Below are 18,136 nucleotides of genomic sequence, written 5' to 3'. Positions count from 1 at the left end.
TGCGTCGCCCTTGCCTTGAAAGGGCCGGTCAGCCGGCCTGCTAGTCGAACAGATCGGCTTGGCGCGGGTCCGCCGGGGCCAGCTCATAGCCGATCTGCGCGGCGACCTCGCGCAGGATGTTCTGCGCAAGATTGAAGGCGGTATTGGCCGCCGGCACGCCTGCATAGATGGCGTTCTGCAGCAGCACTTCCTTGAGCTCGTCGGGCGTCAGGCGCGAGGCATCCTGCGCCGTCAGCGCGGCGCGCACGTGCAGCTCGAATTCTTCCCAGCGGCCCAGCGACAACGTCACCGCCAGCACCATCATGCGGCGCGCCTTGTGCGGCAGGCCGGGGCGGCTCCAGATGTCGTGCCAGGCGTAGCGCGTGATCATGTTCTGGTAGTCGGCGGTGAACGTGGTGGCGCGATCGAGCGATCGCTGCACCCATTCATCGCCCAGCACGGCGCGGCGGTTCGCCAGGCCGCGTTCGAAATCGTCTTGCCGGCTCATCAGGTCAATCTCCATTCGGATCGGGGGCTGGCGCGTGCAAACGATGCCGCGCCCGCCCCCGGAGGATCAATTCACCTGGATGTTATTGGTTTTCACGACCTCGGCCCAGCGGGTCTGTTCCGCGTCGACAAACTTGGCGAAGTCCGCGGCGCTGCTGCCGACCGGCGTCAGGCCCAGCTTGGCGAGCTTCTCGCGGGTATCGGGACGAGTCAGCGCCTTTTGCACGAGTTCCTGCAGCTTGGCCACCACTTCCGGGCTGGTGCCGGCCGGCAGGAAGAAGCCATTCCACTCGACCACGTTGAAGTTCTTGATGCCGGCTTCGCCGACCGTTGCCACATTGGGCAGTTCGGGCATGCGCTTGTCCGACGAGACCGCCAGCGCCTTCAACTTGCCGCCGCTGACGTAGTTCAGGCTGGACGCGGCGTTGGCGAAGTAGACGTCGACCTGACCGCCCATGACGTCCACGATGGCCGGTGCGCCGCCCTTGTAGGGCACGTGCACCATATCCAGGCCCGCATCCTTCTTGAGCAGCTCGGCGGCCATCTGCGCAAGGCTGCCCGGTCCATAGGACGCGAACGTCAGACGGCCGGGCTTGGCGCGCGCGGCATCAATGAAGTCCTGCAGGTTGTTGAAACTGGAGCCCGGCGCGGCCACCAGGATGTTGGGCACGCTGATGGCCTGCGAAACCGGAATGAAGTCCTTCTTGGCGTCGTAGGGCAGCTTGCGCAGCACCGGATTGATCGCGAAGGACGACGCGTCGAACAGCACCGTGTAGCCGTCGGGTTTGGCCCGCGCCACGAACGCCGCGCCGATGGAACCGCTGGCGCCGCCCTTATTCTCGATCACCACGCTCTGGCCGGCGACCTCGCCCATGCCTTGCGCGATGATGCGCGCGGCGTTGTCGGCGCCGCCACCTGCGGAATACGGCACCACCACGGTGATGGGCTGCTCCGGATAACCGGCGGCGTTGGCGGTGCCAAACGTGGCGCCAAATGCGGTGGCCAGGCCGATGGCGGCTGCCAGCGGGCGAATGGCGGCCAGGGCCGTGCGGCGGGTTTTCTTCATGTGTGCTCCTCGGATCTCCCCTGCGGGGATGTTCAATCGTTCAAGGGTCGTGGCGCGATCCGTCGTCAGACGGTCGCGATGGGGTTGACCGGCGCGCCCACCAGACCGGGCACATACATGGGCGCCGCGGTCAGGAAGAAGGCATGCCGGCCGTGCTGGCGCAACCATTGCGCCAGCGGGGTCAGGTGCCAGAGCTCGCCCAAGGGCAGGCCCAGCTTGAAAAGACATTGTTCGTGCAGGGGCAGCAGCGCCCCCTTGCCCGCGTCCAGGTGATGGTTGCGCAGCTCGACCGCGTGGTTGTCGGCGGCAATGGCCGCGATGCGGCTGTCCTTGATCCACGCCAGCAGGTCCGCATCCGCGCCGTCCAGCACGCAGCAGCTCGTCTTTAGCCGCTCCTGCTCGTCATCGCCCAGCGTCAATGCCAGGTCGGCCAGGCCGGTATGCAAGCACAGCACATCGCCGGGCCGGACCTCGACGCCATCGGCGCGCATCACGTCCATCAGTTCGCGGTGGGATACCTTGCGCTGCGCATCGCCAAAATGCGCGCGCAGGTCCACCATGACGCCGCGCCCCTGGATGCCGTGGCGCGCCATCGGCGCAATCGACAGGTCGCGCGTGCCGGTAAAGCCTTCGGCGGCGGGCTCGCTGACCGCGAAGCCGTTGTAGCCGGTGGGCTGCGGCTGGCCCGTGCCGTGCGCGTCATACATGGAACCCACGTGGCCCAGCGCGTCCCATTGCGTGGAATATTGCGGCGACAGCGTGACGCGGTCATCGCTGATGACGTCGGTGGCGCCCGGCACATCGCGATCCAGCGGATAGCGGTAGACCGGCACGCCGTTTTTCTCGGCCGGCTGGATCACCGGCCCCTTGCGGCGCGGATTGAGCACCGGCGCGCGCGGCACGGTCAGCGGCAGGCTCAGCGAGAACGACACGCCCGTGCGGATCTCGGCGACGGCGGCCAGGCGCGCCTGGCTGTCCAGATGGTTCAGCGTGCCCAGCTGGTCTTCGCTGCCAAAATCGCCCCAGTTCGATCCATCCGGACGGCGCAGATACCGTTGCGCTGCATTCATGATTTGTGTCTCCTCGCCCTTTTCGCCGGACGATGCCTGTCTTTGTTTGTTACGGCTTATTGCACCACGGAGGCGTGCAGCAAGTGGTCGATTTCGTCCGCGGTGTATCCCAGGGCGGACAGAATTGTGCGGCTGTGCTCGCCCAACGCCGGCGCGGCGCGTCGGGCGGCGTCTTGTCCGGCTTCATGGGCGGCTGCTTGCGCGCCATCCTGCACGGCGCCGCCGAAGTGCGCCCATTGCGCCAGCCCGAGATAGTTGCCCGCCTGCTCGCTGCGATAGGGGCGCATGAATCCCATCGCCTCCACCTGCGGGTGGTCGAACATATCTTCAACGGGCCGGACCTCCGCGCAGGGAACGCTCTGGCCAAAGCGCTCAGCCCATTCGCGTGCCGACGCCCGCGCCAAGGCCTGGCGCACCAGCGGCACCAGCACCGCGGCTTGCGCGGCGCGCTTTTTCACCGTGTCGTAATCGGGATGGTCGGCCAGATCGGGCAGGTCCAGATGGCCGCACAGCGCGCGCCAGAAGTGCGGCGTATTGGCCGAGATGTAGAGATGGCCTTCGCGCGTGGGATGGATGCCCGTGATCCCGCCCGAGCGCATGTCGCGTTCGATGTGGCGCGGTTCGCCCTCGGCCCACACCAGACGGGCCGATTGCATCGCCAGCGCGCTGCCCAGCAGCGACACTTCGATGGCCTGACCCCGCCCGGTTTTCTCGCGCTGATAGAGCGCGGCGGACACACTATTGGAGATCAGCGCGGCGCCGTAGTAGTCGACCACCGATCCGTACAGCACTTCCGGCGGGCCGTCAGGCTTGGCTTGCGCCGCGCACATCCCCGTCATGGACTGCAGCACCTGGTCGTAGCCGGCGTGGCGCGCCATCGGACCGGCCGCGCCATAGCCCGTCATCGCGCAGTAGATCAGGCGCGGGTTGATGGCGGCCAGCGTCGCGAAGTCGATGCGCAGACGTTCCGGAACGCCGGGCCGGAAGTTATGGACGAGCACGTCGGCCTCGCGCACCAGCCTGACCAGCACCTCGTAGCCTGCCGGGTCCTTCAGGTTCAGGCACAGGCCGCGCTTGTTGCGGTTGATGCCCAGAAACGCCCGGCTCTCGGCCGGCAGCGTCGACGGGTACTTGCGCAGATTGTCGCCTTCGGGCGGCTCGACCTTGATGACGTCCGCGCCCATGTCGCCCAGCAGCGCGCAACCGTAGGGGCCCGCGATGTAGGCGCTCAAATCCAGGACCTTGACGCCGGCCAGCGGCAGTTGACCCGGGGTTTCAAATTCCATCATGCAATTCATCCGATAAATGGCTCGGCCGCGCGTCGCGCAGACCGGTTCAGGCGGCCCGCCCGGCCGCCAGCAACACGTCGCGGGCGCGGCGCACGAAAGGCGCGTCGATCATCTTTCCGTCCAGCAGAAAGGCACCCACGCCCGCCTGGGCCTCGCTCGCCGCAACGATGCGTTCGGCCGCGCCGATCTCTTCGGCGCTGAAGCCGAACACCTCGTTGGCGATGGCGACCTGGCTGGGATGCACGCAGGATTTGCCCAGGAAACCGAGGGATCGCGCCAGTTGCGCCTCGGCGCGAAAGCCTTCGCCATCGCGCACCCGGGCGTAGGCGGCGTCCATGGCGTACTTGCCCGCGCAGCCGGCGCCAAGGCGCAACGCCAGCATCACCGCGCGCAGCGTTTCGGGCTGGTAGCGGTCGATGCCCAACGGTTCGAACAGATCGGCCAGCCCCAGTTGCAGACCGGCAACGCGCGGATGCGCCGCTGCCAACTCGGCCGCACGCGCCAGCGCCTGCGGCGTTTCCACGGTGACCAGCAATTCGCCCTCGAAGCCGGCCTGCGCGGCGCGCGCAGCGGCCTCGCGGAGCGCATCGGCGGACTCGACCTTGGGCAGATTCACCATGTCGATCGGCAAGCCGCCCAGTGCATCCACGTCTTCGGGGAAATACGACGTGTCCGCCGCATTGACGCGGACGATAATTTTCTTGGGATGTTCCGATTGCGCCGCCCGGAAGGCCGGCGAGGCCAGCCAGTCGGCCAGCGCTTGGCGCGCCGCCGGCTTGCGCGAGGGCGCGACGGCGTCTTCCAGATCGAAAGACAGCGCATCTGCTTCGCTGGCCAGGGCTTTGTCGAATAGTTCCGGGCGCGACGCCGGCACAAAAAGCTTGCTTCTCATTGTGGTCTCCTGGGCGCATTGTGATCGCGCGGGCGCTTGCCAGGGGAAAGCGGGCATACGATAAAAAGATAGAATTCCTATCATCATGAATACCGACTTCCTGCACACGCTATCCGCCGTCGCCCAGCACGGCTCCATGGCCGAAGCCGCGCGCCGCCTTGGCTTGACGCACGGCGCCGTGGCGCAGCAGGTGCGCAAGCTGGAACAGGAGCTGGGGGTGCCGCTGGTCGCGCGCGCCGGGCGCACCGTGCACCTGACAGCCAAGGCGATCGAGCTGATCGGACCGATGCGCGAGGTCCTGGAGCGGATCGAAAAGATCCGGTATCTGGCGCGGTCCGGCGAGATGATGGGCGAGCTTCGGCTGGGCGCCGGCAACACGGCGCTGAACTCCATGGTGCCGGCCATTCTGGAACACCTGGTCGGACGCCACCCGCTCATCAGCGTGGAGATCCAGCCCGGGCATTCCGCCCGCTTCTATCCGGCCATCGAAAGCGGCGAGCTGGACGCCGCCATCGCGCTGGAGGCCCCCTACCCCCTGTCCAAGAGCCTGGGCTGGCAATTGCTGCGCGAAGAACCCTATGTGCTGGCGGCCGCCCCGCGCCATGCCGGGCGGCACCCGCACAGCCTGCTGACCGCGGAGCCGTTCATCCGCTACCAGCGCAGCGACTGGAGCGGACGCCATGTCGATGACTATCTGCGCCGCGTCGGCATCACGCCGCGCGACCGGTTCGAGCTGAACGCGATCGAATCGATCGCGGTCATGGTGAGCCGGGATCTTGGCGTGGCGATCCTGCCCCAATCCACCAATGGCACGATCGAACGGCTGGGCCTTTTGGCGCTGCCGCTGCCCGAGCACTGCGAGCCGCGCCGCTTTGGCCTGATCTGGTCGCGCGTGTCGCCGCGCCTGGCGCTGATCCAGGCTTTCCGGGACATTGCCATCATGGAATACGCCAAGGCGCCAGGAACGGGCAACGCGGCAACGCGGCAGCAATGACGCAGGTAGGGCAAACGCGCTGGCGCGCCTCGGGCAGTCTTCCTATACTTGTATTGTCCTCAATACAACATATCAGGAGACAACTCATGCCGGGACTGCATCGAATCGCCGCGGGCTGCGCGCTATTGGCCGCATGCGCCATGCCGCTAGCCCCCGCCCTTGCCCAGAACGACGCCATCAGGCTGGTGGTGGGCGCGCCGCCGGGCGGCACCACCGACACCGTGGCGCGCAGCATCGCGCAGCACATGGCGCTGGACCTGAAACGCCCCGTGGTGGTCGAAAACAAACCGGGCGCAGGCGGCAACATCGCCGCGGACTACGTGGCCAAGAGCAATCCCGACGGGAACACCTTGCTGGTCACGTTCACCAGCTTCTCCATCAACGCGACGCTCTACCGGAACCTGCCCTTCGACCCCGAGGCCGATTTCACGCCCATCAGCATGCTGGCCAACGTGCCCAGCGTGCTGGTCGTGCGCAAGGACTTCCCGGCGCGCACCATGCCGGAGTTCGTCACGCTGGTGAAGGCTAGCCCCGGCAAGTACACGATGGCGCTGGGCGCGATCGGATCCTCTCTGCACATGGCCGGCGAGCGCATGAAGATGATGGCGGGCCTGGACATCCTGAACGTGCCGTACAAGGGCACAGCGCCCGCCATCACCGACCTCTTGGGCGGGCAAGTGGACATGATGTTCGCCAGTTCGCTCAATGCGCTGCCGCACATCAAGAGCGGCGCATTGCGCGCGTTGGGGGTATCCAGCCCGAAGCCGCTGCCGCAGTTTCCCGGCGTGCCGCCCATCGGCGATACCATCACGGGTTTCGAATCGAACGCGTGGTTCGCGCTCTTCGGTCCCGCGAAGCTCCCGGCCGACAAGCTGGCGGCGCTGAACGCGGCCGCGCGCAAGGCCGTCGATACGCCGTCGTTCCGCAAACTGCTTGAAGGCGAGGCCGCCACCGCCGTGAGCAGCAGCCCGCAGGAACTGAACGAATTCGTGCGCCAGGACATCGCGCGCTACGCCGAGATCGTCAAGTTCACCGGCGCGACCGTCGACTGAACCCCAACCAGGAGCCCCATCGTGCCCGCCAGCCCCTTGCCGCTTTATCACAAGGTCTATCTGCTGCTGAAGCAACGGCTGGAAGCGGGCGGATTCGCCACGGACAGCGCCATGCCGGGCGAAAACGCGCTGGCCGCCGAGTTCGGCGTGTCGCGCCTGACGATCCGGCGCTCGCTCGACGCGCTGGCGTCCGATGGCCTGATCGAGCGGCGCCAGGGGCGCGGCACCTTTGCCGTCGCGCCCGCCACGTTTGGGGCGCCGCAGCACGGCGCGGGCATCGACGCGCTGATGGCACACCTGGCCCGCATGGGCATGCACACCCAGGTGCGCCTTTTGGAACTGGACACCGCGCCGGCCACGCCGCTGGTGGCCGCGCGCCTGGAACTGCCGCCGGGCGCGCTTGTGCAGCGCGCCGTGCGCGTGCGCAGCCACGAAGGACAGCCGTTCTCGTACCTGACCACGTTCGTGCCGGACGACATCGGCCGGCGCATCCGCCGCAAGGACCTGGGCGCCAAACCCCTGCTCGCCATCTTCCGCGATCTGGGCGTGCACGTGGCGCGGGCCGAGCAATCGATTTCGGCCGTGCTGGCCGAGCCCGGCGTTGCCGAGCTTCTGGACGTGCCGGTGGGGTCGGCTTTGCTCAGCCTGCATCGCGTGGTGCGCGATGCGTCCGGCCGGCCGGTGGAATGGCTGCATGCCCGCTATCGGCCGGACCGCTACGAATACCGCATGGACATGCAGGCGCACGACATGCCCGGCCAGCCCACGTGGCTACCCGCGCCCGTCACCACGCCCCCGGACGGCGCCTGAGCGCCGCAGGTGGTGCCGGCTAGCGCAGCAGGCTGACCGTGGCCAGACCCGCCGCCGTCAGCGCCAGCGACCCGGCCAGGCTGAATCCGGCGTAGCTCAGCGCGCTGACGTACGCCCCGCGTTCCAGCATCGCCACGGTTTCCGCCGAAAAGGTCGAGAACGTGGTCAGCCCGCCCATGAAACCCGTGATGGCCCCCAGCCGCACCCAGGCCGGCCATTCCGGGTGCCCGGCCACCAGCGCCAGCGCCACGCCCACCAGGTAGCCGCCCGCAAGATTCACCGCCATCGTGCCCCACGGCCAGGAGCCGGCATTGAGCCACAGGCCCATCAGCCAGCGGGCCCACGCGCCCAACATGGCGCCCAGGCCCACGGCCAGGAAATTCAGGGGAACCAGCGTTTGATAAGCGGACATGGAGTTCAGGCGATGCCGTGTTGTTTGAGACGCAGGGAAAAGACCAGCAGCAGTATGCCGAAGAACACGGCGTAGATGCCGATCACCCACACCAGCGCCAGCGCGCCGGCGCCCGGCTGCATGATCAGCATGGCGCCGAAGATCACCGACACCAGCCCGGCCAGGCCCAGCAGCCATTCGTTGCGGATGGCCTTGCGAAAGCGCACGGCGGCGATGATCTGGAACACGCCCGCCACGATCGCCCAGATGGCGATGATGTAGAGCAGGATCAGCGCGGTAAGGCCCGGCCACAGAAAGGTGACGATGCCGGCCGCCACGCCCAGCAGGCCCACGACGATCAGCGCCCACAACGGCTTGCCGTTGTCCCGGATGCGCAATCCCGCGATCAGCGCCAGCACGCCGTCTACCAGCGCAAAGGCGCCCCACACCAGCACCAGCGCCGACAAGGTGATGGCCGGCATGAACATGGCCATGAACCCGAACAGGATGGCGACGACGCCGCGAAGCGCCACCCACCCCCAATGACGACCGATTTGATCCACGACTTGCTGTTGCAGCATGACGACCTCCGGTGTTTGCAAAGGGTGGCCTATCTTAGCCCCGCCGGGCAGCGCGCGCACCCGGCGGCCCGCATTCAGCTGTTGTTCAGACTCGGCGCGGCGCGCGTTTCCGGCCGAAATCGATTGAAATTTTCGCGAGCGCAAACGCCGGGCTTTTTTAAGAGTAATTCTCATTAAATGTTAGAATCCGCCCGCTTCCCGCCTCATATTCCATGGACACCCAACCCGCTCCCCGACGCCGCGCCTACTGGCTCAAGACCCTGCATCAGTGGCACTGGATCAGCGCTGCGCTGTGCATGGTGGCGATGCTGCTCTTCGCAGTGACGGGGCTGACCCTGAACAACGCGTCGCACATCGAATCGAAGGCCGTGGTGACCAGCCGCGAGGTCCGCCTTCCCGACGCCCAGCTCCAGCAGCTTGCCGCCACGCCCACGCAAAAAAAGGCGCCCCTGCCCCCCGCCGTCGCCGCCTGGCTGGACGACGCGCTGGACGCCTCGACGGCCGGCAGGCCCGCCGAATGGTCCGCCGGCGAGGTCTATCTGTCGCTGCCCCGCGCGGGCGGCGATGCTTGGCTGTCCATCGACCGCGCGAGCGGCGACGTGGAATATGAGCGCACCGACCGCGGCTGGATCTCGTACCTGAACGACCTGCACAAGGGCCGCAACACGGGCCTTGCCTGGAGCTGGTTCCTGGACATCTTTGCCGTCGCCTGTCTGGTGTTTTCGCTCACCGGGCTGGTGCTGCTCAAGATGCACGCCGGCAACCGCAGCGCGACCTGGCCGATGGTGGGCCTGGGTCTCGTGATTCCGCTGGTGCTGGCGCTGCTTTTCATCCATTGATTCCATCGATACGCCCTGGAGATTTCCATGCGCAAGTTGCTGTTGCCGGCGCTGCTCGCCGGCCTGATCGCCCGAACGGCCCACGCGGCAGACATCGGCCTTTCCATCGAGGTGCCGCGTCTGGACGTGGCCGAATACCACCGCCCTTACGTGGCGATCTGGATCGAGAACCCCGACCAGAGCGTGGCGGCCGACCTGGCGGTCTGGTACGACGTGGCCAAGAAAAACAACGAAGGCACCGAATGGCTCAAGGACATGCGCCAGTGGTGGCGCCGCAGCGGCCGCAACCAGCAGTTCCCGGTGGACGGCGTCAGCGGCGCGACCAAGCCCGTGGGCAAGCACGCGCTGTCCTTTGATGCGGCCAGCAAGCCCCTGGCGCAGCTCAAGCCGGGACAGTACGCCGTGGTGGTCGAAGCCGCTCGCGAAGTGGGCGGCCGCGAACTGGTGCGCATCCCCTTCCAGTGGCCGCCGCAAAAGGCCGAGCAACTGGCCGCGCGCGGCGAACACGAACTGGGCGCCATCGCGCTCGACCTCAAACCCTGACCCCGTCCTAAAGGAACGCAACGATGAAAACCGCCGCCAAACTGGCCGCCGCGCTGGCGCTGTGCCTGCCCTTTGCCGCCCACGCGCATGACGTCTGGATCGTGCCGTCCTCCACCGTGCTGTCGGGCACCGATAGCTGGATCACCGTGGACGCCGCGGTCGGCAACGACAAGTTCTACTTCAATCACGCGCCGCTGCGCCTGGACGGCCTGACCGTGACCGCGCCGGACGGCAATGCCGCCGAAGCCGAGAACATCAACCGCGGCAAGCTGCGCAGCACCTTCGATCTGCAGCTCAAGCAGGCCGGCACCTACCGCGTGGCCGTGGTCAACGACGGCGTGTTCGCGCGCTGGAAGGAAGACGGCAAGAACAAGCGCTATTTCGGCAAGGCCGATGGACTGGCGCAGGCCGTTCCGGCCAAGGCCGATGAGCTTGAAGTGTCGCAAAGCCTGGGCCGCGTCGAAACCTTCGTGACCGCGGGCAAGCCGTCGCCAGTCAAGCCCGTGGGCCGCGGCCTGGAGCTGGCGCCGGTGACGCACCCCAACGACCTTTTCACGGACGAGGCCGCCACGTTCCAGATGCTGCTGGACGGCCAGCCCGCCGCGGACCTGGACGTGACCGTCGTGCCCGGCGGCAGCCGCTATCGCGACAAGGTCGGCGAGATCGCGGTCAAGACCGGCAAGGACGGCAAGTTCTCGATCAAGTGGCCGCAGCCCGGCCTGTACTGGATCGAAGCCGGCATGGAAGACGCCAAGGTCACCGTGCCGCAGGCCAAGAAGCGCCGCCTGTCGTACGCGGGCACCGTCGAAGTGCTGCAACCGTAAGGCAGCGGCGCGCGTGGCCAATGCCCCTTCCTATGCGCCGCGCGGCGCGGCGGCGCCCGCCGTTCGCATCGCCTATGGCGCGATGCCCGCGCGCCCGGCCGCATTGGCCGGCGCCACCATGGGCACCACGTGGTCCGCGCGCATGGCGTTGCCCGCGGGCGTGGCCGACGCGGCGGCGCGGCAGGCCATCCAGGCCGCGCTGGACGAAGTGGTCGCGCAGATGAGCACATGGGAGGCGGACTCCCACATCAGCCGCTACAACCGCGCCGCGCCTGGCTGGCAGACGCTGCCGGCCGAATTCTTCCATGTGCTGCGCCATGCGCTGATGCTGGCCCAAGACAGCGGCGGCGCCTACGATCCCACCGTGGGGCCGCTGGTCAATGCGTGGGGCTTCGGTCCGCACCAGCGCGCCTTCGAACCGCCCTCGCCCGCCGCCATCCAGGCGGCGCGCGGCCGCTGCGGCTGGCAACGTGTGCCGCTGGACGAAGACCGCGGCGCGGCGTGGCAGCCCGGCGGCGTGTATCTGGACCTGTCGTCCATCGCCAAGGGCTTCGGCGTGGACCGCGCGGCGATGGCGCTCGATGCCCTGGGCATCACCGATTACCTGGTCGAAGTCGGCGGCGAATTGCGCGCGCGCGGCAAACGCCCCGACGGACAGCCTTGGCGCGTGGCCATCGAGGTGCCCGACGCCAGCGACGACCATGCGCTGGCCTTGCCGCTTGAGAACTGCAGCATCGCAACGTCCGGCGACTACCGGCGCCACGCGGGCGACGGCGATGCGCGCTACGCCCATACCATCGACCCGCGCACCGGCCGGCCGGTGCGCAATGCGGTGGCGTCCGTGACGGTGCTGCATCCTGTCTGCATGCAGGCCGACGCGCTGGCCACCGTGCTGACGGTGCTGGGCGACACCGACGGGCTGGCCTACGCGCGCCGCCATGGTCTCGCGGCGCTTTTCATTCTGCGCGGGGATGACGCCTGGCGCGTCGTGGCCACGCCGCAGTTCGAGGCTCTGGCCCTTGCGCCCTGAATGCTGATGCCTCATACCCGGTTGATTGCAGCGGCGTGCGTGGTGCTGGCTTGGCTACTGCTGTGCCTGTGGGCCTGGCGGCGCGCCCGCCGCCAAGACGCGCAACATGCGCTGGCGCTGCAGGCCCTTGGCGCCCCCGCGCCCGAAGACGCCCTGCTGGTCGCCTATGCCAGCCAGACCGGCTATGCCGAGTCCCTGGCCACGCAGACCGCGGAATCGCTGCGCGCCGGCGGCCTGACCGTGCGCGTCGCCTCGCTGGACCAATTGGATATTGCACGGCTGGCGGCGTACCGGCGCATGCTGTTTGTCGTCAGCACGTACGGCGAAGGCGATCCGCCCGACGCCGCGGCGGCCTTTGCCGGCATGATGCAAGCCACGCCGCACGGCGCCGCGCTGGCGGGCGCGCATTACGCCGTGCTGGCGCTGGGCGACAGTGAATACGCGCAGTTCTGCGGTTTCGGCCACCGTCTGGACGACTGGCTGCACGCGCACGGCGCGGCGCCGCTCTTCGACCTGGTCGAGGTGGACAACGACGACGCGGCCGCGCTGCGTCATTGGCAGCATCACCTGGGCTTGCTGGCGGGCCGCAGCGACCTGCCCGACTGGGAAGCGCCGGTCTACGACACCTGGCGCCTGGCCGGCCGGACGTTGCTCAATCCCGATAGCCGGGGCGGCCCCTGCTACCTGCTGACGCTGACGCCGCCTGCCGGCAGCCCCGCGGCATGGCAGGCGGGCGACATCGCCGAGATCGGCCCCCGGCGCGAACGCGGCGGCGAATTGCAGGCGCATCGCGAATACTCCATCGCTTCGTTGCCCGCTGACGGCGCCATCGAACTGCTGGTGCGCCAGATGCGCGGCGCGGACGGCACGCTGGGGCTGGGCAGCGGTTGGCTCACGCACATTGCGCAGCCCGGCGACGACATCGCGCTGCGCGTGCGCGCCAACCGCAATTTCCATCCGGCCGAGGACGGCCGCCCGCTGATCCTGATTGGCAATGGCACGGGCCTGGCCGGCCTGCGCGCGCTCATCAAGGCGCGCCGCGCGGCCGGCCACCTTCGCAATTGGCTGGTTTTTGGCGAGCGCAATGCCGCCTACGACCGGTTCTGCGGCGACGAAATCGACGCGTGGCGGCAAGACGGCACGTTGGCGCGCGTGGATTGGGTGTTTTCGCGCGACCAGGCCGAACGCCGCTACGTGCAGCATTGCCTGCGCGAACAGGCCGGCGCCCTGCGCGACTGGGTGAACGCAGGGGCCGCCGTGTACGTCTGCGGCAGCCTGCAAGGCATGGCGGGCGGCGTGGATGCCGCGCTGCGCGAGATCCTTGGCGAGGACCGCCTGCAGGCGCTGCAGCATGCCGGGGACTACCGGCGCGACGTGTACTGAACGCGCGCCGGGTTGCCCGGACCGGTTACTGCAGCTTGATCTGCGCGCGGTCGATCACCGTCTTCCAGCGATCGCGTTCGGTGCTGATCTGCTCGCCAAACTGCGCCGGCGTATTGCCCAGCGGAAACGCGCCCGTCTCTTCCATCTTTGCGGCGGTCGCCGGGTCGCGCACCGCGCGGGCAAAGGCATCGGCCAGCTTGTCGCGCACGTCGGCCGGCATGTTGGCCGGACCCACCACGCCGTACCACGCCGTCACGTCGTAATCCTTGTAGCCCTGCTCGGCAAAGGTCGGCACGTCCGGCAGGCGCGGGTTGCGCGCCGTGCCGGTGATCGCCAGCGCCTTAAGGTGATTGCTCTTGACGTAGGGCAGCGACGACGGGAAATTGTCGAAGATCACCGGCACCACGCCGCCCACCGTGTCGGTCAGCGCAGGCGCCGAACCGCGGTACGAAATGCTGTTCATCTTGCCGCCGATGATCTGCAGGAACCAGATCATGCCCAGGTCGTTCACGCCGCCCGCGCCCGCATTGGCGTAGCCGTCCTTGCCGGGATTGGCGCGCACGTGAGTCACGAATTCGGCCAGCGTCTTGGCCGGAAAATTCGGATTCACGCTGAGGATGTTGGGGCTGGTCACCAGGTTGCTGATGGGCGTGAAGTCCTTGACCGGGTCATAGGCCAGGTTGGGAAACAGGTGCGGCGCCGTGCCGTGCGTGCTGACGGTGGCCAGCCCCACGGTGTAGCCGTCCGGCTTGGCGCGCGCCGTGGCGGTCATGCCGATGGTGCCGGACGCGCCGGTGCGGTTTTCGACCACGATCTGCTGGCCCAGGATCTCGCCCGCCTTGGCGGCGGCCACGCGGCCGACGATATCCGTGGGGCCGCCGGCCGGGAACGGCACGATCAGGGTGATCGGACGATCGGGAAAGGCAGCGTGGGCGGCCGGCAGCGCGGCGGCCAGCGCCAGGGCGGCGCAAGTCTTGCGGAACATGATGGTGGATCTCCTGGAACGGCTGTTGTTATGAAAGGGGTTGCGCCGCGGCCGGATCGCGGCGAAGGATGCGGCCGGGCCGCGGCATGTTCGCCGCGGCCGGATATACAGGGGTGCCATTGACCAGCACATGCGCCACGCCATCGGACGCAAGCGTGGGCGCTTCCCACGTGGCGCGGTCGATCACCGTCTCGGCATCGAACACCACGATGTCGGCCCACGCGCCCACGGCGATCCGGCCGCGGTCCGTCAGGCCGAAAACGCGGGCGGGCAATGCGGTCATCTTGGCCACGGCCGCCTCCAGCGTCACCAGACGGGCCTCGCGCACATACCTGCCCAGGACGCGCGTGAAGCTGCCCCACAGCCGGGGATGCGGATGCGCGTCGTTCGGCAGCCCGTCGGAGCCCACCATGCAGCACTCGTGCTGGAAGATGCGGCGCACTTCGTTCTCGTCCATTGCGAAATAGATCGCGCCCGCCGGGCACAAGCGTTCGGCCGCCGTCGTCTTGTCGCACCCCCAGCGCGCCGCGATATCGCTCAGATATTCGCCATTGCACTCGGGATGCGGGGTCGACCAGGTGATGCGAATGTCGTCGATGGTGTCGGCGCGCTCGGGGATCAGGATGGTCGAGCTGCCGGGATACGGGTAGATGTCCAGCGCCACGTCCACGCCTTCGGCGCGGGCGCGGTCGATGTTGGCAAGCGTGGCGGCGCTTTTGCCCCAATTGCGCGGCATCATGCACTTGTGATGCGACAGCACGGTGGCGCAGCCGGTGTTGCGGCCGATGCTCAGCACCTCGTCCACGGCGGCCTCGACCGCATCGCCTTCGTTGCGGATATGGCTGGTGTGCATCGCGCCCCGTACCGCCGCCACGCGCGCCAGACCTTCCAGTTCGGACGGTTGCGCCACGCCCCCTGGCTGATAGGCCAGGCCGGTGCTGAAGCCCACCGCGCCGGCGTCCAGCGCGTCGGCCAGCATGCGCTGCATGAATTCCTGTTCGGCGGGGGTCGGTTGCGCCGCCGGGTCACGCATCGCCGCAAGGCGCAGGTTCGCGTGCCCCACCAGCGCGGCCACATTGATCACCGGCTGGCGCTCGCGCAATTCGTCGAAGTAGGCCTGCATGCTGGCAAAGAGCGGCGTCTCGCCCAGCAGCGCCAGCGCGGCCGCGGTATTGCCCGGCAGCGGTGCGGGCGCGCCGCTTACGCCACAGTTGCCCACCACCACCGACGTGACGCCCTGGCTGGTTTTCCAGGCAAGGTCCGGCTTTTCCACGAACATCAGATCGTCATGACCATGCACGTCGATGAAGCCGGGCGCCACGATCTTGCCGGCAGCGTCCACGCGCCGGGCGGCCTTGACTGCCGACAGGTCGCCAATGGCCGCGATGCGTTCACCCGCCACGCCCACGTCGGCGCGCTGGCGCGGACCGCCCAGCCCGTCGATGAGCCAGCCGCCTTCGATGATCAGATCCAGAGTGCCCTGCATGGTGTTCCTGCCTTGATGAAGGCCCTAGTATCGTCGGCGCGATCAATCTGGAAAAATTGTTTTTATTGATCCATCTATCGCGTTTTGAAATGCATCGTCTGCCCAAGCACGTCACGTTGAAGCACCTGACCGCGTTCGTCGCGGTGGCGCAGGAATCCAGTTTCACGCACGCCGCAAAGCGCCTGTTCCAGACCCAGTCGTCCGTCACCAGCCTGGTGCGCCAGCTTGAGGACGCGCTTGGCACGCAGCTCTTCGCGCGCACCAGCCGGCGCGTGCTGCTGACCCCGGCCGGCGAGGAATTCCTGCCACGCGTCATGCGGCTGCTGGCCGATTTTGACGGCGTGATCGAGGACGTGGTGCGCTTTGGCGCGCTGGAACGCGGGCGGGTAGGCGTGGCGGCGGCGCCGTCCGCCATCACGCAACTCATCGCACCGGCGGCCGCCGTGTTCGCCGCGCAATATCCGGCGGTGCGCGTGTATCTCAGCGACGACAACTCCGGCCGCATCCAGCGCAAGGTGGCCGCGCGCGAGGTCGATTTTGGCCTGACCAGCCGCTGGGCCGACGCCCCCGGCCTGCAGTTCGACGCCTTGCTGGAGGACCGCTTTGGCGTGCTCTACCGGCAGGACGACGCCAGTCTGCACCCGGGCCGCGACGGCGCGATGCGCTGGTCCGATCTGGCCGGCCGCAAGCTGGTGGGCGTGGTGGATGAAACAGGGATCATGGCGCTGCTGCGCGCCCGCGCGGACCTGCCGATCGAGGCCGCGGCGCCGTTCTACGAAGCGTCCAGCACCACGTCGCAGGCGGCGCTGGTCAAAGCGGGAATGGGGGTGGCGCTGCTGCCGGCACTGGCTGCGCAGCGCGTGATGGAGCCGGGCCTGGCCTATGCACTGCTGGCGCGCCCGACCGTGGTGCGCACGCTGTGCATCATCCGCAACAAGGACTACCCGCTCAGCCCGGCGGCACAGGCATTGATCGCGGCCATCCACGACTACCTGCGAACGGCTCAGCTACCTCCAGGCTGCCGCCGACTATCCGCGGGGCGGCAGAAGCACTAATCGAGCCAATGGGTGTCTGACACCCTCACTTCCCGCGCAGCTTTTCCTCCAGCGCAGCCAATCCCGCCGCGAACACTTTCTGTCCCACGGCCTCGGCCACATCGCTGAGCCGCGCGCCTTCCACGCGGAAGTCTGCCCACCACTGCACTAGCGTGCCGCCCCCCTCGGTGACGGGATGCAGCGATATGCCCGCGACGTAGTCGCGCATGGGCAGGTCGGTTTCGATGATCGAGTACCGCAGTGCGGTATTGGGATCGTCCAGCATCAGCAGCTGTTCGCGCACGAAGCCGGACGGCTTGAGCGTCAGGTGCCGCACCGAGCCCACGGCGTCGTGGCGGCCGCCCTCTTCCAGGCGGCTTTGCGCCACGCCGGGATGCCAGCCCCCCAGACCATTGAAGTCGCGGAACAACGGCCAGACCCTGTCCAGCGGCGCGTTGACGATGGCGGTGATGTGTACGGTGTGCGGCATACGGGCTCCGGCGGACGCGATGCGCGTCGAATGAGGGGGAAACTGCGGCAATGCGGATCAGAAGGTCAGGTTCTTGAATTCACGCGTGGCGGCCGTCAGGGCCTGTTCGGTCGGCAGACGCTCCATCGAGCTGGCGCCGTAGAAGCCGTGGCAATGCTTGCAGGCGCGCAGCACGTACGCCGCATCCTCGGGCATTGCAATCGGACCGCCATGGCAAAGCACGATGATATCCGGGCGCACGGCCAGCGCGGCCTCGGCGATACGGTCGATGGCGCCCACGCAATCGTCCAGAGTCAGGGCAGTCTCGGCGCCGATGGACCCGCCGGTGGTCAAGCCCATGTGCGCCACGATGATGTCCGCGCCCGCGCGGGCCATGGCCACGGCGTCGTCCTCGTTAAAGACATACGGCGTCGTCAGCATTCCCTTCTGGTGCGCCAGGCGGATCATGTCCACTTCCAGCGCGTACCCCATGCCCGTCTCTTCAAGATTGGCGCGGAAGTTGCCGTCGATGAGGCCGACGGTGGGAAAGTTCTGCACGCCGGCAAAGCCCTGGCGCTTCAGGTCGTCCAGGAAGACATCGAAATCGCAGAAGGGGTCGGTGCCGTTCACGCCGGCCAGAACCGGCGTCTTTTTGACCACCGGCAGCACTTCGCGGCCCATGTCCACGACGATCTCATTGGCGTTGCCGTAGGCCAGGAGGCCCGCGAGCGAGCCGCGGCCGGCCATGCGGTAGCGGCCCGAGTTGTAGATCACGATAAGGTCGATGCCGCCCGCTTCCTCGCATTTGGCCGACAGCCCGGTGCCCGCGCCCCCGCCCACGATGGGCGTGCGGGCGCGCACCATGGCGCGAAACTTGTCCAGCAGTTCGTGACGGTCAAAACGCGGCATGGC

The 18,136-nt window shown here is 68.0% G+C and carries 20 protein-coding genes; 9 read left to right on the top strand and 11 right to left on the bottom strand.

What is annotated here, in order from left to right; all coding sequences use genetic code 11:
• Positions 1–40: 40 nt before the first annotated feature.
• From ASD87_RS17475 to ASD87_RS17455, 5 genes are all read right to left on the bottom strand, one after another.
• Positions 41–487, bottom strand: coding sequence for a carboxymuconolactone decarboxylase family protein (locus tag ASD87_RS17475; RefSeq protein WP_056324655.1), 447 nt, complete (start codon positions 485–487; stop codon positions 41–43).
• Between the two features lie 66 nt (positions 488–553).
• On the bottom strand, positions 554–1,552 hold the full coding sequence (locus ASD87_RS17470; protein WP_056324186.1) for a tripartite tricarboxylate transporter substrate binding protein: 999 nt from the start codon (positions 1,550–1,552) through the stop codon (positions 554–556).
• Positions 1,553–1,617: 65 nt separating this feature from the next.
• On the bottom strand, positions 1,618–2,622 hold the full coding sequence (locus tag ASD87_RS17465) for a cyclase family protein (RefSeq protein WP_056324183.1): 1,005 nt from the start codon (positions 2,620–2,622) through the stop codon (positions 1,618–1,620).
• 56 nt (positions 2,623–2,678) lie between these two features.
• A complete protein-coding gene (locus ASD87_RS17460; protein ID WP_056324182.1) occupies positions 2,679–3,908 on the bottom strand; it encodes a CaiB/BaiF CoA-transferase family protein in 1,230 nt (409 codons plus the stop codon).
• Between the two features lie 49 nt (positions 3,909–3,957).
• Entirely contained in the window at positions 3,958–4,803 is an 846-nt protein-coding gene (locus ASD87_RS17455; RefSeq protein WP_056324180.1) for a CoA ester lyase, read from the bottom strand.
• Between the two features lie 85 nt (positions 4,804–4,888).
• Between ASD87_RS17455 and ASD87_RS17450 the strand changes: the two genes are divergently transcribed.
• The 3 genes from ASD87_RS17450 (at position 4,889) to ASD87_RS17440 (ending at position 7,659) form a co-directional block, all read left to right on the top strand.
• Positions 4,889–5,797, top strand: coding sequence for a LysR family transcriptional regulator (locus ASD87_RS17450; RefSeq protein WP_056324176.1), 909 nt, complete (start codon positions 4,889–4,891; stop codon positions 5,795–5,797).
• 86 nt (positions 5,798–5,883) lie between these two features.
• Positions 5,884–6,849, top strand: a complete 966-nt coding sequence (locus ASD87_RS17445) for a tripartite tricarboxylate transporter substrate binding protein (RefSeq protein WP_056324173.1) — start codon at positions 5,884–5,886, stop codon at positions 6,847–6,849.
• Positions 6,850–6,870: 21 nt separating this feature from the next.
• Entirely contained in the window at positions 6,871–7,659 is a 789-nt protein-coding gene (locus ASD87_RS17440; protein ID WP_056324171.1) for a GntR family transcriptional regulator, read from the top strand.
• 19 nt (positions 7,660–7,678) lie between these two features.
• Here the strand turns inward: ASD87_RS17440 and crcB are convergent, their stop codons facing one another.
• Both crcB and ASD87_RS17430 read right to left on the bottom strand, forming a co-directional pair.
• Positions 7,679–8,071, bottom strand: a complete 393-nt coding sequence (crcB, locus tag ASD87_RS17435) for a fluoride efflux transporter CrcB (RefSeq protein ID WP_056324169.1) — start codon at positions 8,069–8,071, stop codon at positions 7,679–7,681.
• Positions 8,072–8,076: 5 nt separating this feature from the next.
• Positions 8,077–8,631, bottom strand: a complete 555-nt coding sequence (locus ASD87_RS17430) for an HdeD family acid-resistance protein (RefSeq protein WP_056324166.1) — start codon at positions 8,629–8,631, stop codon at positions 8,077–8,079.
• Positions 8,632–8,843: 212 nt separating this feature from the next.
• On the opposite strand from ASD87_RS17430, the gene ASD87_RS17425 reads away from it, so the two are divergent.
• Genes ASD87_RS17425 through ASD87_RS17405 form a run of 5 tightly spaced genes read left to right on the top strand, consistent with a single transcriptional unit; the run spans position 8,844 to position 13,250 of the window.
• Positions 8,844–9,470 (top strand): PepSY-associated TM helix domain-containing protein, encoded by a 627-nt coding sequence (locus tag ASD87_RS17425; protein ID WP_056324164.1) that lies wholly within the window; start codon positions 8,844–8,846, stop codon positions 9,468–9,470.
• 27 nt (positions 9,471–9,497) lie between these two features.
• Complete coding sequence (locus tag ASD87_RS17420) at positions 9,498–10,013, top strand: DUF2271 domain-containing protein (RefSeq protein ID WP_056324163.1); 516 nt, start codon at positions 9,498–9,500, stop codon at positions 10,011–10,013.
• Positions 10,014–10,036: 23 nt separating this feature from the next.
• Positions 10,037–10,837, top strand: a complete 801-nt coding sequence (locus ASD87_RS17415; RefSeq protein ID WP_056324160.1) for a DUF4198 domain-containing protein — start codon at positions 10,037–10,039, stop codon at positions 10,835–10,837.
• Between the two features lie 13 nt (positions 10,838–10,850).
• Entirely contained in the window at positions 10,851–11,867 is a 1,017-nt protein-coding gene (locus ASD87_RS17410; RefSeq protein WP_082586328.1) for an FAD:protein FMN transferase, read from the top strand.
• A 6-nt stretch (positions 11,868–11,873) separates the two neighbouring features.
• Entirely contained in the window at positions 11,874–13,250 is a 1,377-nt protein-coding gene (locus tag ASD87_RS17405; RefSeq protein ID WP_056324650.1) for a sulfite reductase subunit alpha, read from the top strand.
• Positions 13,251–13,275: 25 nt separating this feature from the next.
• On the opposite strand, the gene ASD87_RS17400 is transcribed toward ASD87_RS17405, so the two are convergent.
• Both ASD87_RS17400 and ASD87_RS17395 read right to left on the bottom strand, forming a co-directional pair.
• Positions 13,276–14,235: a tripartite tricarboxylate transporter substrate binding protein BugE gene (locus tag ASD87_RS17400; RefSeq protein WP_056324159.1), complete on the bottom strand. Its 960-nt coding sequence runs from the start codon at positions 14,233–14,235 to the stop codon at positions 13,276–13,278.
• 28 nt (positions 14,236–14,263) lie between these two features.
• The gene (locus ASD87_RS17395) at positions 14,264–15,721 is read right to left on the bottom strand and encodes an amidohydrolase family protein (protein WP_056324156.1); all 1,458 of its coding nucleotides are present in this window, start codon (positions 15,719–15,721) and stop codon (positions 14,264–14,266) included.
• 89 nt (positions 15,722–15,810) lie between these two features.
• On the opposite strand from ASD87_RS17395, the gene ASD87_RS17390 reads away from it, so the two are divergent.
• On the top strand, positions 15,811–16,776 hold the full coding sequence (locus ASD87_RS17390; protein WP_056324647.1) for a LysR family transcriptional regulator: 966 nt from the start codon (positions 15,811–15,813) through the stop codon (positions 16,774–16,776).
• Positions 16,777–16,801: 25 nt separating this feature from the next.
• On the opposite strand, the gene ASD87_RS17385 is transcribed toward ASD87_RS17390, so the two are convergent.
• A complete protein-coding gene (locus ASD87_RS17385; RefSeq protein WP_056324154.1) occupies positions 16,802–17,245 on the bottom strand; it encodes an SRPBCC family protein in 444 nt (147 codons plus the stop codon).
• 57 nt (positions 17,246–17,302) lie between these two features.
• The gene (locus tag ASD87_RS17380) at positions 17,303–18,133 is read right to left on the bottom strand and encodes a phosphoenolpyruvate hydrolase family protein (RefSeq protein ID WP_056324151.1); all 831 of its coding nucleotides are present in this window, start codon (positions 18,131–18,133) and stop codon (positions 17,303–17,305) included.
• Positions 18,134–18,136: the final 3 nt, after the last annotated feature.

Source organism: Achromobacter sp. Root170, from assembly GCF_001428165.1.
In the GTDB taxonomy this organism is placed as follows: Bacteria; Pseudomonadota; Gammaproteobacteria; order Burkholderiales; family Burkholderiaceae_B; genus Achromobacter; species Achromobacter mucicolens.
This window is presented reverse-complemented; position numbering and strand designations above follow the sequence as displayed.

Coding starts and splice junctions, on each gene's coding strand:
- ASD87_RS17475 (WP_056324655.1), bottom strand. CDS start 487: ATGAGCCGGCAAGACGATTTCGAACGCGGCCTGGCGAACCGCCGCGCC.
- ASD87_RS17470 (WP_056324186.1), bottom strand. CDS start 1,552: ATGAAGAAAACCCGCCGCACGGCCCTGGCCGCCATTCGCCCGCTGGCA.
- ASD87_RS17465 (WP_056324183.1), bottom strand. CDS start 2,622: ATGAATGCAGCGCAACGGTATCTGCGCCGTCCGGATGGATCGAACTGG.
- ASD87_RS17460 (WP_056324182.1), bottom strand. CDS start 3,908: ATGGAATTTGAAACCCCGGGTCAACTGCCGCTGGCCGGCGTCAAGGTC.
- ASD87_RS17455 (WP_056324180.1), bottom strand. CDS start 4,803: ATGAGAAGCAAGCTTTTTGTGCCGGCGTCGCGCCCGGAACTATTCGAC.
- ASD87_RS17450 (WP_056324176.1), top strand. CDS start 4,889: ATGAATACCGACTTCCTGCACACGCTATCCGCCGTCGCCCAGCACGGC.
- ASD87_RS17445 (WP_056324173.1), top strand. CDS start 5,884: ATGCCGGGACTGCATCGAATCGCCGCGGGCTGCGCGCTATTGGCCGCA.
- crcB (WP_056324169.1), bottom strand. CDS start 8,071: ATGTCCGCTTATCAAACGCTGGTTCCCCTGAATTTCCTGGCCGTGGGC.
- ASD87_RS17430 (WP_056324166.1), bottom strand. CDS start 8,631: ATGCTGCAACAGCAAGTCGTGGATCAAATCGGTCGTCATTGGGGGTGG.
- ASD87_RS17425 (WP_056324164.1), top strand. CDS start 8,844: ATGGACACCCAACCCGCTCCCCGACGCCGCGCCTACTGGCTCAAGACC.
- ASD87_RS17420 (WP_056324163.1), top strand. CDS start 9,498: ATGCGCAAGTTGCTGTTGCCGGCGCTGCTCGCCGGCCTGATCGCCCGA.
- ASD87_RS17415 (WP_056324160.1), top strand. CDS start 10,037: ATGAAAACCGCCGCCAAACTGGCCGCCGCGCTGGCGCTGTGCCTGCCC.
- ASD87_RS17405 (WP_056324650.1), top strand. CDS start 11,874: ATGCCTCATACCCGGTTGATTGCAGCGGCGTGCGTGGTGCTGGCTTGG.
- ASD87_RS17400 (WP_056324159.1), bottom strand. CDS start 14,235: ATGTTCCGCAAGACTTGCGCCGCCCTGGCGCTGGCCGCCGCGCTGCCG.
- ASD87_RS17395 (WP_056324156.1), bottom strand. CDS start 15,721: ATGCAGGGCACTCTGGATCTGATCATCGAAGGCGGCTGGCTCATCGAC.
- ASD87_RS17390 (WP_056324647.1), top strand. CDS start 15,811: ATGCATCGTCTGCCCAAGCACGTCACGTTGAAGCACCTGACCGCGTTC.
- ASD87_RS17385 (WP_056324154.1), bottom strand. CDS start 17,245: ATGCCGCACACCGTACACATCACCGCCATCGTCAACGCGCCGCTGGAC.
- ASD87_RS17380 (WP_056324151.1), bottom strand. CDS start 18,133: ATGCCGCGTTTTGACCGTCACGAACTGCTGGACAAGTTTCGCGCCATG.